The sequence below is a fragment of the Methyloceanibacter caenitepidi genome, from assembly GCF_000828475.1.
Classification (GTDB): domain Bacteria; phylum Pseudomonadota; class Alphaproteobacteria; order Rhizobiales; family Methyloligellaceae; genus Methyloceanibacter; species Methyloceanibacter caenitepidi.
In genome coordinates this window covers 941,822-955,468 of record NZ_AP014648.1, presented here as the reverse complement: position 1 = coordinate 955,468, position 13,647 = coordinate 941,822, and the positions used below count along the sequence as shown (strand labels likewise).

The 13,647-nt window shown below is 61.8% G+C and carries 8 protein-coding genes; 4 read left to right on the top strand and 4 right to left on the bottom strand.

Annotated features, from left to right (window positions below; all coding sequences use genetic code 11):
- Positions 1-70: 70 nt before the first annotated feature.
- Positions 71-1,831, bottom strand: coding sequence for a sulfatase-like hydrolase/transferase (locus GL4_RS04445; RefSeq protein ID WP_082025467.1), 1,761 nt, complete (start codon positions 1,829-1,831; stop codon positions 71-73).
- 327 nt (positions 1,832-2,158) lie between these two features.
- On the opposite strand from GL4_RS04445, the gene GL4_RS04440 reads away from it, so the two are divergent.
- The 4 genes from GL4_RS04440 (at position 2,159) to GL4_RS04430 (ending at position 7,704) form a co-directional block, all read left to right on the top strand.
- Positions 2,159-2,374 (top strand): hypothetical protein, encoded by a 216-nt coding sequence (locus GL4_RS04440; RefSeq protein WP_045364993.1) that lies wholly within the window; start codon positions 2,159-2,161, stop codon positions 2,372-2,374.
- Positions 2,375-3,047: 673 nt separating this feature from the next.
- Positions 3,048-3,224 carry a hypothetical protein gene (locus tag GL4_RS17415; RefSeq protein ID WP_156137386.1) on the top strand — a complete coding sequence of 59 codons (177 nt, stop codon included), beginning with the start codon at positions 3,048-3,050 and terminating at the stop codon, positions 3,222-3,224.
- 178 nt (positions 3,225-3,402) lie between these two features.
- Positions 3,403-4,920 carry a bifunctional aminoglycoside phosphotransferase/ATP-binding protein gene (locus tag GL4_RS04435; protein WP_045369433.1) on the top strand — a complete coding sequence of 506 codons (1,518 nt, stop codon included), beginning with the start codon at positions 3,403-3,405 and terminating at the stop codon, positions 4,918-4,920.
- A 276-nt stretch (positions 4,921-5,196) separates the two neighbouring features.
- Positions 5,197-7,704 carry a TonB-dependent receptor gene (locus GL4_RS04430; RefSeq protein WP_156137385.1) on the top strand — a complete coding sequence of 836 codons (2,508 nt, stop codon included), beginning with the start codon at positions 5,197-5,199 and terminating at the stop codon, positions 7,702-7,704.
- Between the two features lie 39 nt (positions 7,705-7,743).
- On the opposite strand, the gene GL4_RS04425 is transcribed toward GL4_RS04430, so the two are convergent.
- From GL4_RS04425 to GL4_RS04415, 3 genes are read right to left on the bottom strand one after another with little or no spacing between them, the layout of a single operon-like run.
- Positions 7,744-10,878, bottom strand: coding sequence for an efflux RND transporter permease subunit (locus GL4_RS04425; RefSeq protein ID WP_045364990.1), 3,135 nt, complete (start codon positions 10,876-10,878; stop codon positions 7,744-7,746).
- 12 nt (positions 10,879-10,890) lie between these two features.
- Positions 10,891-12,285, bottom strand: coding sequence for an efflux RND transporter periplasmic adaptor subunit (locus tag GL4_RS04420; protein ID WP_156137384.1), 1,395 nt, complete (start codon positions 12,283-12,285; stop codon positions 10,891-10,893).
- Positions 12,286-12,301: 16 nt separating this feature from the next.
- Positions 12,302-12,820: a tetratricopeptide repeat protein gene (locus GL4_RS04415; RefSeq protein ID WP_045364987.1), complete on the bottom strand. Its 519-nt coding sequence runs from the start codon at positions 12,818-12,820 to the stop codon at positions 12,302-12,304.
- Between the last annotated feature and the right edge of the window lie 827 nt (positions 12,821-13,647).

Genomic DNA, 13,647 nt, shown 5'->3' with positions numbered 1-13,647 from the left:
TAAAAGAGACGGGGCGCGCCGGCGCCGGCGCACACCGTCAAGCCCGGTCGCGGATCTATGAACCGCTTACCTAGTTCTGGAAGCGGCCGAAGCCGTGCTTCTTGATCCAGGCCTTCACCGCCATCTCGCCAATGGGAATCGTATCGTAGATGGGCGGGTTGTTGGACATGAAGCCGACCTTGAACTGAGGCGGATAGTCGAACAGCTCCTTCAAGTACCAGCCGCCGGTGGTGCCGAGCGGCACGGACATCGGGATATGGCGGACGCCGATCGAGACGTCCTCCTGCGGGTTGGTATAGAGATTGACCACGACCGCCCCGCCGGTGTCGGTGAAGACAGACCCGGAAAAGCCGCCCGTGTAGCCGCGCTTCATGATGCCGTCCTCGATCTGGCCCGTGATCGTCGCCTTGAACTCGTCGATCCGGATCGCGGAGTAATACTGGTTCATCGTGTAAATGCGGCTGCGGCGGGCCGACAGGCCCTTGTCGGCGACCAGGAAGGCCGCCTGATCGACGCCGTCGATATAGGTCTTGTCGGAGAAGAGCCCCGCAAGCTTGGCCCCGGGATAGCCGGCAAGATGCAGCGCTGTCGGCAAGATGTCCGCCAAATCGAACAACTGATCCGACTTGCGGGGAGCGACCATGCCTTTCCAATATACGAAGGTCGGCACACGGACGCCGCCTTCCCAGCTCGAGCCCTTGCATCCCCGGAACGGGGTACGGCCGCTGGGCGGGATCTCGCACTCCGGACCGTTGTCGGAGGTGAGGATCACCAGCGTATTCTCCGCTTCGCCGATTTCCTCAAGCTTCTTCATCAGGCGGCCGAAGACATGGTCCATCCGCACCATGCAGTCCGAGTAGGCCGTGCGCGCCATGGACCGGCCCGCCCACTCGTCCGGCGGATAGTTGTCGAAATGGCAGCCGCGCGTCGCGTGATAGAGGTAGAACGGCTTGTCCGAGCCCTTCATCTTGTCGAGGAAGGCCAGACTGACATCCATCCAGTGCGTATCGAGGTCCTTGATGTAATCGAGGTCGATGAGCCTGCCGTTCTGGCACTTGTCCTTGTCCGCCGGGGTGCAGTGCACCTCGTAATGATCAAAGTTGTCCTTCTCCATCATCGCAAAGCGATCCGGCGACAGCGCGACCTCCGGATTGAAGTAGACATCGCGCCACTCGGTGTACATGTCCGACACGCCCAGGAAGCCGACATAGTCGTCATAGCCGACGTTCTGCGGCAGCGACCCCGTGTTCTCGCCCATGTGCCACTTGCCGACGCCCTGTGTGACGTACCCTTCCTTTTGCAGAAGCATGGGCATGGTCGTGGCGCCGTCGAGACCACCGGCCTCGCCGTACATCGGGGGCCGCAGAATCCCGTGATGAAGCGGATTCTGGCCCGTGTGGATGGTCGCGCGGGTCGGCGAACAGGACGGGGTGGAGTAGGCGGAGGTCAGGATCAGTCCTTCCGCTGCGTACTTGTCCATCTCGGGCGTCGCATTGCCGACGGAAACACCGCCGCCGTTGAAGCCCGGATCCATCCAGCCGACATCATCCAAAAGGAAAATCAGGATATTCGGCTTCTTGCCGGTCTTTTCGGCCAGCGCCGCCAGCTTGTCGGTAGCGTTCCGCTCGAGCTCCTCGTGCCTGATCACCGGGTACATGTTCGGTGCCGGCTTCTTGGCCTCGAGATGGATGTATTGCTCGGGATGATTGTGGCCGGGTGCGCTCGTCGGCCCCGTCGTCGATCCGCGAGTATTGGATTGTGCGACAGCAGCGCCGCCGATCAGGCACAACAGCGCTGTCGCGCAGAGCCCTGTCGAAACTTGCCGAAACATGAAGCCTTCCTTTCGGTTGGACTTGATAGCTGTTGGAAAAGATTGGTTCGCCAGAAGAACCGTCAGGCCCTGCCGGCCACTCAGTCGGTGAGCGGCGATTATCGTGGCCAAATCCGCCAGATCAAGTGACGAACCTATGAACGCTCCCGTCACCTTTGACGACGTGCAACGGGGAGGTGGACCAGGCCGGGGCTCGCGGGCGAGGCCTGGCCCACCGTGACATTTGGAGCCGGCAAGCCGCGCTTGATTTTCCGCCTCTTGTCTGCACACATGCAATCAGAGACTGCCGGAGTCGTGTCCAGTCGTTTCAGAAGGATTGCGAGCGTCATGAGCGACATCGACGTAGAAGTGCTTGAGAACGGTCTTCGCGTGACCCGTCCCGGAACGTCCTATGCTTTGACATTCCAGCGAAATGCTCAGTGGCGCATGCTCGAAGCGAGCGAACTCCTGACAGCGCCGAGCATCAGCGGCCAAGAGGCGTCCTTTGCGGCCGAAGCTTGGAAGGCCGCCTACAACGAAGCCAAGGCGCTCGGCTGGCTTTAGCCCGCTCGGCAGATACGGATTTCTTCCCACAACACGATTGCTTCGCGGGCCCGTTCGGGGCCCCGCAGACCCTTGGCTATGGCGGGCATCGCGCGGCCCGGTTTCACTCGGGCCACCGGCCGTCGGCGTCGGCTCCAGGGGCTCCGCGTACCCGACGCGCACGCGCTTTGCGCAAAGGCGGCCCCCAAACGCAAAGACCCCGGCCAGGTTTCCCTGGCCGGGGTTGGCATTGCCGTAGAGATAGACTGCTTAGCTACCTCGTCGTCAGCTGTTTAGCCGAGCTTCAACGGCTCAACGACGACGGCCTTCTCGTGGTGGCCGAAGCAACCGCCCAGGCCGAGCGTGGCAGAAACGATGATCGCAAGAGCGATGAACATGCGCATGGTTGGATCCCCCAAAAAATTCCCTGCAGAATCGACAGTTGATGGGACTCTTATAGCCCAACCCGGGGCCGGAAGCTGTGCCCTACATGTCACAGTCGCCGTTTTTTGAATGGGGCCGCCCTCGATGCCAAAAGGCCTCCGGCGGGCGGGCGGTGTTTACGAAGCCGTAAGCCTTGGGGCGTCCGTGTGGCGCGGGAGGCGGCAAAGGCCCCAGAGTTGCCCGGATTCTGTCGAGCCCGTGCCCCCTTCCCCTGTCAGATAGAGACAAATTGAGGGAGGGGAGTAACAAAATGTCGATCCTATCGCTACTAACCAGCGTGGTCCTTGTTGGCCTCGTCTATGGCTTGAGCTTTGTACCGTCCGCGACTTTGACCCGATCCGACGACGAGATCGAGTTCGATCAGATCGAGAGCGTGGCCTCGGCAGACGGCGACACGTCGGAAGACACCACCGGTGGCCGCACCTAGCAGGCCTGCCGGTCGGTTGCGCGCGCTCCGCGCTGCTTTACGACATAAATCCAACTGCTTTGCGTCTCAAAGCAGTTGTCGGCACTTCCAAGGCCGAGGCGCGTCGCTGTGCTATGAGAGGTTTGGATAGTCAAACTCGAATGGCAGTTTTTTGGAACAAGCCAAGATCGTCGAATTCATGTCTCGGGCCGCAGCCTACGATCCTGCGCCCGCGGTCATCGATCGGATAGAGACCCACGCGTCGTTTGTGTTTCTCGCGGGCGATTTCGCATACAAGCTCAAACGCGCCGTGCGGCTCCCGTTTCTCGATTTTTCCACGCTCGAAAAACGGCACCAGGCCTGCCTCAACGAGCTTCGCCTCAACTCCAGAACAGCACCGCAGCTCTATTTGGAGGTCGTCCCACTTGCGGTCGATGCCGACGGCAAACTGCGCCTGCGGGGCCCGGGTGAGCCCGTCGATTGGGTGCTGGTCATGCGCCGCTTCGACCAAAAGGGCCTTTATGACCTTATGGCGCACGAGGGGCGCCTCAAGCTCGAGTCAATGCGCGAGCTTGCGTCTGAGGTCTCCGCACTTCATCGCGCCGCGGACCGCACCCTGACCAGCGACCAGGGCGTTGCGCCACTCGAGGCAATCGTCTCCGAGCACGAAGATGTCCTGAAGAAATTGGCTGACGACGTCTTCCCGCGTGCCTCAGCAGACGCGCTCATATCGCGGACACGCACGGCCATGGATGAACTCCGGCCGCTCCTGAAGCACCGGACGAACACGGGCTTCGTTCGCCAGTGCCATGGCGACCTCCATCTCGGAAACATTGTCGAGATTAGGGGAAAACCGGTGCTGTTCGATGCGCTCGAGTTCGACGATAGGCTCGCAACAATCGATGTACTTTACGATCTGGGCTTCTTGCTGATGGATCTCGGCAAGCAGCACCTCGCGGCCCACGCCAACGCGCTCCTCAACAGCTATCTCGACCGAAGCGAGACTGCGAATCTCATTGGCCTCGCTGCGCTGCCCTTGTTCCTCTCCATGCGCGCGGTGATCAGAGCCAAGGTAGCCCTCTTGCGAGCAGAACATGCTACGCCCGTACAGGCCGCTAAAGCGCGCGATCAAGCACGCGAACTATTTGAGCTCGCGGGCCTTTTTCTTGCGCCTCACGCGCCGAAGCTGATTGCGTTGGGTGGGTTGTCCGGGAGCGGAAAATCGACGATCGCCCGCGCGATCGCTCACGAGATCGGAGCATTCCCCGGCGCGGTGATCGTCCGCAGCGATGTCGAGCGCAAGCGCCTGTTCGGCGTGGAGTTCCATGCGACATTGCCGCAAAGCGCTTACACGCCTGAGGCTTCTGCGCTTGTATACGCGGTGTGCCGCAAACGCGCCCGCTTCGCCCTCGAAGGCGGCCGGTCGGTCATCGTCGACGCCGTTCATGCCAAAGCCGAGGAGCGCGAGGCAATCGCCGCCCTTGCCGGAGAATACGGGGTCGCCTTCAAGGGGCTTTGGCTCGACTTGCCTGCAGACCTCCTGAAAGAGCGCGTGGCCAACCGTGTCGGTGATGTCTCCGACGCTACGCCATCCGTTGTCAGCGAACAGCTTTCATACGACCTTGGGCCCATGGATTTCGACTGCGTCGAAACCAGCGGCTCGGTCATGGAGGTCGCACAGCGCTGCCTCGAGCGCGTTCAACAAGGCATTCTCTAGGACGCTTGCTGAGTTCTAAGTGAAAAGGGCAGCCGTCTTGAGCCGCCTCAGCGGGCTCCCGCCCGGCCTTATTGCTCTTTGCTTTGGGTATGGGCCCGATATCGGGTCGGCCTGATACATGCAGCGTGCTCAACTATTGTCTTTAGAACAATGCACTCCATGCGTACCTGCTGGTACCGCTATGCTGTTTGGGCCGCGCGCACTGTGCGGCTGAGGGAACAGCTTCGCATCAGACAAAGCGCACCCTCGGGGGTATGTCAGACTGAGGGGATAATCATGGAACTCCGTGTCAGCGGCGCCGCTAGGCCAGCGCGTGCCTCGAGCTATCTTTCCGTCTCCAGATCAAGGCTTCTGGCGCTTTCCGCGTCGGCCGCCTTCATGCTTCTTCCGGGCGAGCTGGCGCGCGCGCAAGAGGGGGCCGCCGGCGCGGCGGAAGGAAATGCGGAGATAACTAACAAAGCTGGCTCCAACGGCGAAGCCGGCGCGGGCGCTGCCGGCTCGGCCCCGGAAGGCACGGTGGACGGCCCTGCAAGAGAAGCCCCCATCGAGACTTCAGTTCCGCCGGTGGTGATCGAACAGCAAGCAGATCCCGAGCCGGCGGCTCCAGTGGCGGCCGCCGAAGCCGACCCGACGCCCTACTCGCGCCCTGAGCCGAGCAGACGAGCGCGCGCCGCACAGCCGGCCCCGTCGAACACATCGGCACCTTCGTCGACCGCCGATGGCGGGTTCGCCTCGCAGGAAGCCATCGAGGAGGCAATCTTCGATCTTCCGGTCGACGGCGACACGCTCAATCGCGGCTCGTCCGGCGTCGACGGCTATTACGCTGCCGGCACGTCCTCAGCGACGAAGACCAATACGCTGATCATGAACATCCCCGGCACGGTTTCCATCATCCCGGAGGAGCTCGCCGAGGACCAGGGCGCCAACACGCTCGGTCAGGCGCTGCTCTACGTTCCGGGTATCGCTGTGCAGCAGGGCGAAGGACACCGGGACCAGCTTACGTTCCGCGGCCAGGAGACGACGGCCGACTTCTTCGTTGACGGCGTGCGCGACGATATCGAGACCTTCCGCGATCTCTACAACGTCCAGACCATCGAGGTGCTCAAGGGGCCAAACGCCATGATCTTCGGCCGTGGTGGCGGCGGTGGCGTCATCAACCGCGTGACCAAGCGCGCGGACGGCATCCCCATCTACGAAGCCACCCTTCAGCTCGGAAGCTGGGGCCGCGCCCGCGGCACGGCGGATGTCGGTCAGGCGATCTCACCCAATGCTGCGTTCCGTCTGAATGCGATGTATGAGGATTCCGAGACGTTCCGCGATTTCTCCTGGTTGGAACGCTACGGCATCAATCCGACCCTGGGTTTCAAGCTCGGCGAGCGCACGACCCTGCATTTCAGCTACGAGTACAAGACGCACGATCAGAATGTCGATCGCGGCGGCCCTTCGATCGCAGGCGTACCGTTCGAGTACCCGATCGAGACCTATTTCGGTCAACCGAATGCGAGCTTCACGAACTTCGACGGGCACGTGGCGACGGCGACGCTGGAACACGAGACCAAGAGCGGCGTGCAGATGCGCAACCACACCTTCTTCGCCGACTACGACAAGCTCTACCAGAACATCTTCGCGTCATCGCCGGTCAACGGACCGGGGCCGGGCCTCGTTGAGCTCAACGGCTATCAGAATTCCGAAGCCCGACAGAACTTCGTGAATCAGACCGACTTCTCCTACTCGTTCGCGCATGGAGAGCACTTCCGGCATACGTTGGTGGGCGGATTTGAGTTCGGCATCCAAAGCAACGACGCATACCGCAATCTGCCGACCTTCGACTTTCCGGGCTCCGGCATCTTCACGGTCAATGTGCCGGCGGCGAACCCAACGATCTTTAGAAGAACCCTTTACAACGTCCCGAACCGGCGGCGCTTCACCGATCTCGACACCACGAGCGCCTTTATCCAGGACCAGTTCGAGATCACGCGTTACTTCGAGTTGATCGGCGGTATTCGTTTCGACCGGTTCGATGTGAGCTTCGAGGATGGGCTCAACGACTTTCGGACGTCCCGGGTCGATGACGAGTGGTCGCCGCGCGTCGGTGGCGTTCTCAAGCCGTGGGAGAACTTCCATCTGTACGCGAGCTACGCCCGGTCGTTCCTCCCCGCCAACGGCGACAATTTCGGCGCGCTCAGCGTCACGGCTTCGGAGCTCGAGCCCGAAACCTTTGAGAACTACGAGACGGGCTTCAAGTGGACCATCAAGCCCCGGTTGCTGCTGCAAGGCGCAATCTACCAACTCGATCGCGACAATCAGGCCGTCACCATCGGGCCCGATACATTCGCACGCGGTCTGACGCGTACGCGCGGTCAGGAGATCGAGATCAGCGGCTACGTGACGGACAAATGGCAAGTGTTCGGCGGCTATGCCCACACGGATTCGGAAATCGTATTTGCGGGCGACGACGTGGCGCTAGTCGGCAATTCCGTCGAGTCCGTGCCGGTCGACACCTTCTCCCTTTGGAACAAATATCAGCTCACGGAGAAGTGGGGCTTCGGCCTTGGCGTCATCCATCAGGCTGGTTGGTTCGCGGAGGCGGACAATGCGGTCAAGGTGCCGGGCTACACCCGCGTCGACGGGGCCGTCTACTACGATCTCAACGAGCACTGGTCCGCGCAGGTCAATATTGAGAACATGTTCAACACGGAATATTGGATCTCGTCGCACAACAACAACAACATCTCGTACGGCGCCCCCACCCAAGCCTTCGCGACCATGAAGGCAAGGTGGTAGGCGCGACGCCGGGCAGAGCTGGTTTGTGGCCGCGTTCCTTTATTCGGCCGGCGCGTCCGCCTTTTGCGGCGCCATGCTTGCCGCCAAGGGCGCGGGCACAAACCACTTGTAGACGGCAGGGATGACCAGAAGCGTCAGGACGGTGGAACTGACGAGCCCGCCAACCACGACCGTGGCCAGCGGCGCCTGCACCTCGCTACCGGCGCCGGTGGCGTAGAGCAGCGGGATGAGCCCGAGCGCGGTCGTCAGGGCGGTCATCAGCACCGGGCGCAGGCGCATGCACGCGCCCTCAACGCTTGCCTCATCCACCGACTTTCCTTCCTCAACGAGCCAGTTGAGATAGGTGACAAGCACCATCCCGTTCTCCAGAGCGATACCGAACAGGGCGATAAAGCCCACCGAAGCCGGCACGGAGAGGTTCAGGTCCGCGAGCCACAGCGCCACCACGCCGCCGACCAGCGCGAGCGGAATATTGAGCATGATCAACAGGCTAGCGCGCAGCGAGCCGAAGTTCATGAACAGGAGCAGGAATACGAGCCCCAGTGTTACGGGCACCACGATAGCGAGCCGTCGGTTGGCCTCTTGCTGAAGCTCGAATTGGCCACCCCATTCCACAAAGTAGCCCGAGGGCAGATCGACGGCCTCGGCGATCCGTTCCTGGCCCTCGGCGACGAACGAGCCGATGTCCCGTCCGCGTACATTCGCTTGAATGGTGATGAAGCGCTGGGTGTTCTCGCGCGTTATCTGCCGGGGTCCCACGATCTCCTCTACCTCGGCCACCTGCCGCAGGGGAATGAGGAGACCGGCTGGCGTGCGGATGACAAGTTCGCGGATGGCTTCCGGTGTCGTGCGCGCTTTTTCGCCGTATCGGACCAGAATGTCGAAGCGTCTCACACCCTCGAAGACTTGTCCTGCCGTCTCTCCGCCGATCGCCGTGCGCACGGCCGACTGCACGTCGTCGATCGTGAGTCCGTACCGGGAGATTTGTCCACGTTTGACCCGGATCTGGAGCTGCGGCGTACCGGTGACTTGATCCTTCTGTACGTCCGCGGCGCCGGGCAGCTCACGCACGGCCTGTTCGATCTCTCCGGCCTTCTCCAGGAGAACATCCTGGTCACCGCCGAAAAGCTTGATCGCAAGCTCCGCCTTCGTGCCCGTCAGCAGCTCGTCCACGGCGGCGGCGATGGGCTGGGTGAAGTTGAACTTTGCGCCGGGGAAGCTCTCGAATGTCTCACTCATGGCCGCAAACAGTTCTTCAGGCGTACGATCGCCCGGCCATTCGTCTTGTGGCTTCAGGCCGACGAAGGCCTCCGCGTTGTTGACCGGATCGGCATGCGCGCCGACCTCGCCGCGCCCGACGCGCGACACGACCCGGTCGACCTCTGGAAAGGTCTCCAGCAATTGCCGCTCGAAGCGCGTGACCGTCTCGCGGGCCTCCTCCAGTGCGATGGAAGGCGCCATGGTGACGCGCACCAAGAGGTCACCCTCGTTCAGGCGCGGCACGAACTCCGAGCCGAGCCTCGGGAAGATCGCCAGGCCTATCGCGAGAATTGCGACCGCAAGTCCGATAGCGATCATCCTCATGCGCACGAACATCTGGATCAACGGCCGGTAGGCACCGATCAGACGGCTCAGCAGTCGATCCGCAAAGCTGGCTTTTTCCCCCTCTTGCTGGCTCGGCCGCTTCATCAGCATCTCCGACAAGACCGGGGCCACGAAGATCGCAAACAACAGCGAGCCCAGCATGGCCAAAGAGACGGTGAAGGCGAGAGGGCGGAACGTCTTGCCCTCGTAGCCCTGCAACGTGAACAGCGGCAGGAAGACGACGATGATGATCGCAATGGCAAAGGCGATGGGTTTGACGACCTCGGCACAAGCGCGGGCCACAATCTCCCGCTTGGACAGCGCGGCATGCTGCTCCTTGAGATAGCGGTCGACGTTCTCCACGATGACGATCGCGCCGTCGACCATGATGCCGATGGCGATCGCGATGCCGCCCAAGGACATGAGGTTGGCCGAGAGCCCCGTAGCCCCCATGACAATGAAGGCGACGCAGATCGAAAACGGGATGGCGAAAGCCACCACCAGGCTCGGCCTCAGCCCGCCCATGAAGGCGAGCAGCACGAGGACGACCAGGATGATCCCCTGAGCAAGTGCGGCATTCACCGTCTCCACGCTGCACAGCACGAGCTTGGATTGATCGTAGTAGGGCACCACCCGCACACCCTCGGGAAGTGCGGCGTTGATCTTGTCGAGGCGCTCCTTCACGTCGGCGATGACCTTCGACGTGTTGGTGCCGATCAGCTTCAGCACAAGCCCGGCGACGATCTCGCCCTCGCCGTCCTTGGTGGCAAGTCCTTGGCGTACCTCGCCGCCTATTCTGACCTCACCGATGTCACGCACCTTTACGGGGACGCCATCCGCCACTTTCAGGATCGTGTCCTCGATGTCAGCGATCCCGGTCGCGAGGCCAATCGACCGCACCAGGTATTGCTCCGAATTCTTGACGATGTACTGGGCGCCGGCATTTCCATTGTTGGCCTTAACCGCGTCCACGACATCACTGATGCTGATCCGATAGCGCAGCAGCGCTTGCGGATCGACCTGGACTTGGAACTGCTTCACTTCGCCGCCGAGCGACAGAACTTCGGTGACCCCGGGAACGGTTTGCAGATTGAACTTGATGATCCAATCCTGGATCTCGCGCATCTCTTCGGGCGTACGCGCCGCGTTCTTATCTTCGACGTAGTAGAACAGGACCTGTCCGAGGCCGGTTGTGATCGGTCCCATCTCGGGCTCGCCAAAGCCCTCCGGAATTTCCTCGCGCGCTGTCTGCAGCCGTTCTCCCACGAGTTGGCGGGCAAAATAGATGTCCGTGGAGTCCTCGAAATACACATTGACCACGGACAGGCCGAAATTGGAGATGGAGCGGATGGTTTTCAGCCCGGGAAGACCGTTCATGGCCACCTCTATCGGGTAGGTGACGTAGCGTTCGACTTCCTCGGGAGCGAGCCCTTCCGTTTCGGTGAAGACCTGAACGAGGGTCGGCGATACATCGGGAAACGCGTCCACGGGCAGAGTCCTGTAACTTTGGAACCCTGCCACCAGAACGCCGATAGCGAGGATGCAGACCAGCAGTCGCTGGCGGAGAATTGCTTCGAGAAACCTGCGCATCTTTGAGCCTGGCTAGTGGTTGTGGCCGTCGTCGAAATCCGACTTGGCAAGCTGCGACTTCACGAGGAATGCGCCCTCGGCCACGATCGTCTCGCCGGGCTTCAGCCCGCCAAGTACCTCGACATAGGCGTCGTTGCTGCGGCCGAGCGTGACAGGCCGCGGCTTTAGCGGTCCATCGTCGCCTTCCCTGACGAAGACAACGCTTTGGCCTTCGTGTGACTGCAGGGCGGAGGCTGGAATGCGGACGTCGACGGGGTCCTCGGTCAACGCGATCTGCGCCGTCACGAACATGCCGGGCCGCAGGTGCCTCGGCGCGTTCTCGAGCTCCACGCGCGCGTTTGCCGTGCGCGTCTCTTCCGAGACATTCGGCGTCACGAATGCGATCTTGCCGTCGACCTGAAGGCCGCCGTCGGTGGTAACGGTCACGGGCTGGCCCTTCTCGACCCGCTCCAGATCGTGAGCGTAGATGCTGATGTCGACCCATACCGTCGACACATCCGCGACGATGAAGGCCTCACGGTCGGTCGACACGGATTCGCCGTGTGTGAGATGACGGGCAACAATGGTCCCACCGATCGGAGCGTGCATGACGTATGCTGTGAGATCCGCCTCATCCTGCTCGGCAATCTCCTTCAGGCGCGACTCGCCAATACCGAGCGCCAGCAGTTTCTGCCGTGCACTGCGCAAGTTGATACGAGCCTCGGCAAAGTCTGTCTTGGCCGTAAGATGCGTCCTCTCGGAAACGATCCTCTTGCCGATGAGCGCCTCCGCCCGATCGAAGTTTTCCTTGGCTAGCGCCAAGCGTTCGAGACTCGCCAGATAGGCCGCTTTCGCATCGGCGAGTTCGCGGCTGTCCAGAACGGCGAGCACGTCGCCCTCCGAAACCTCGTCTCCTTCATTTGCCTCGACGGTGCGCGCGATGCCTGGGACGCGCGGCACGACATGTGCGAGGGCATTCTCGTTGTAGATGACTTCCGAGGGGCGCTCGATGGTGACGGGGATCGGACCGCCCGCGACAGTCACCATGCGGACGTCGAACCTGTCCAACTGCTCCTGGGTCAGGCCGACGCTGCCATGTTCGTCATGATCCCCGTGATCGTCTTGACCCTCGTGGCTTGAATGATCGTCGTCTTCGTGGCCATGAGAATCCTCCGAGCCGTGGTCGTGATCTTCGTACCCGTCCACATCCTTTGCGTCCCCGTGATCATGGCCTTCGTCATGATCATGCTTGTCCTTGGCGCCCTGGCCTGGGTCTCCATGGTCATGACCCGCGTGATCGTCTCGCGCCTCGGCAACGTTGACCGTCGACGGTCTCTCCACCTCTGCCCAGCTGGAACTCACAGCCAGGCTTATGGCGCCGGCTGCGATGCAAGCCGACGCGCGCGCAAGAGTGATGATTTTCGTCATGTCGTTCTCCACAAATTCAATCCTGGTTGTTCTGGGTGAGCCGCGCGATTCCGGCCGCTGCCGTTTTCAGACGAGGCTGCAGAGAAAGCGCGCTGCGATAGTCCTTCAGGGCTTTCTTTTTCTCGCCGATGCTCTCGTACGCGGTCGCGCGCTGCGCCAGCGACTCGGCCGTCGGCTTGGAATTGATGCCCCGGGTAAAATCGTCGATGGCTTCTTGGTACTTGCCGTCCGCCAGGCGGATTTCGCCTCGGCCGTAGTAGCAAAGAGGCATGTCGGCCCAGAGCGAGAGCCCTTTCTCGAAGTCGGCCAGCGCCTTCACGCGTTCGGCCTTGCGCAGATAGCTCAGGCCGCGGTTGCAATAGGCATAGCCGACATTGGGTCTCAGGCGGATTGCCTCGCTGAGGTCTGAGATCGCGTCGTCATACTGACGCGCCGCAATGTGGGCCGAGCCCCTGTTGTACCAACCCTCGAACTGCTTTGGCTCGAGCTCAATCACGCGGCCGTAGTCATCGAGACCCGCATCAAGCTCGCCCAATCGCAGGAACGTGTTCCCGCGATTAAGATAGGCTTGAGCTCGGTTGGGATCCGCACCGATGACCTCGCTTAGGAAGGCAATCGCTCGGACGGATTTACCCGCCTCAAGGCACGCGAAAGCCCGGTTTGCGAGCTGCTCGACGCGCGCTGATCTGGGTAAGGAGGAGTCAACGACGGCACCATCGCACGGAGGGGAAGCCGCATATGTCGGTACTGGCGTCGCCGATACCAGTAAAAGGATCGCGAATAGTCGTTTGCGCATGGTTCCTACACCTGGACTGCAAGGACACGATGAGCAGCAGGTGGTGAACAGGCGTGCCTTGTCAGGCGACTACCACACACAAAGGAGTGACACCCTTCACCTCGTCCGCCGCCCAATCAGGCAGACTGCGCCCGCACGATTGGCAGGCGCGAGATCAGGCGAGGGCGCGGGGAGGTTTTAGGAGGCCGTAGGCGATGGACTTCGCGTACTGCGATGGAGCTGCGGCACGAAGACGGCCGCGTTCGAGTGCATGGCGCGGGCTGTCCTGCGTAGCGGCTTGCATAGCGGGTACGCAGCAGTGCGCGTCGAGACAAAGCCCGGCCCCGTGGCTCGAATCCTTGCCACCAGGCGCGAACCTTTCGACATGGTCATCGGGCGCTCGCTCCGTCATCGCCGCTTCTGCCAAGTTCAGGTGCAGATGAGAAGCGCCCGTGTCGCCCCCTTCTGCATGGGACACAGATCCCGCATGCGTGACGAAACCCCCGACCACGAATGCGATCGTGAGAAGCATGCGCATGGCTTGATGAACACCGCGAAGCATGCCCCAAAACGAGCCTTTGCATCGC

Excerpts from the sequence above, each read along its gene's own strand:
- GL4_RS04435 (WP_045369433.1), top strand. The coding sequence starts at position 3,403 with ATGTCTCGGGCCGCAGCCTACGATCCTGCGCCCGCGGTCATCGATCGG.
- GL4_RS04445 (WP_082025467.1), bottom strand. The coding sequence starts at position 1,831 with ATGTTTCGGCAAGTTTCGACAGGGCTCTGCGCGACAGCGCTGTTGTGC.
- GL4_RS04420 (WP_156137384.1), bottom strand. The coding sequence starts at position 12,285 with ATGACGAAAATCATCACTCTTGCGCGCGCGTCGGCTTGCATCGCAGCC.
- GL4_RS04425 (WP_045364990.1), bottom strand. The coding sequence starts at position 10,878 with ATGCGCAGGTTTCTCGAAGCAATTCTCCGCCAGCGACTGCTGGTCTGC.
- GL4_RS17415 (WP_156137386.1), top strand. The coding sequence starts at position 3,048 with ATGTCGATCCTATCGCTACTAACCAGCGTGGTCCTTGTTGGCCTCGTC.
- GL4_RS04430 (WP_156137385.1), top strand. The coding sequence starts at position 5,197 with ATGGAACTCCGTGTCAGCGGCGCCGCTAGGCCAGCGCGTGCCTCGAGC.
- GL4_RS04440 (WP_045364993.1), top strand. The coding sequence starts at position 2,159 with ATGAGCGACATCGACGTAGAAGTGCTTGAGAACGGTCTTCGCGTGACC.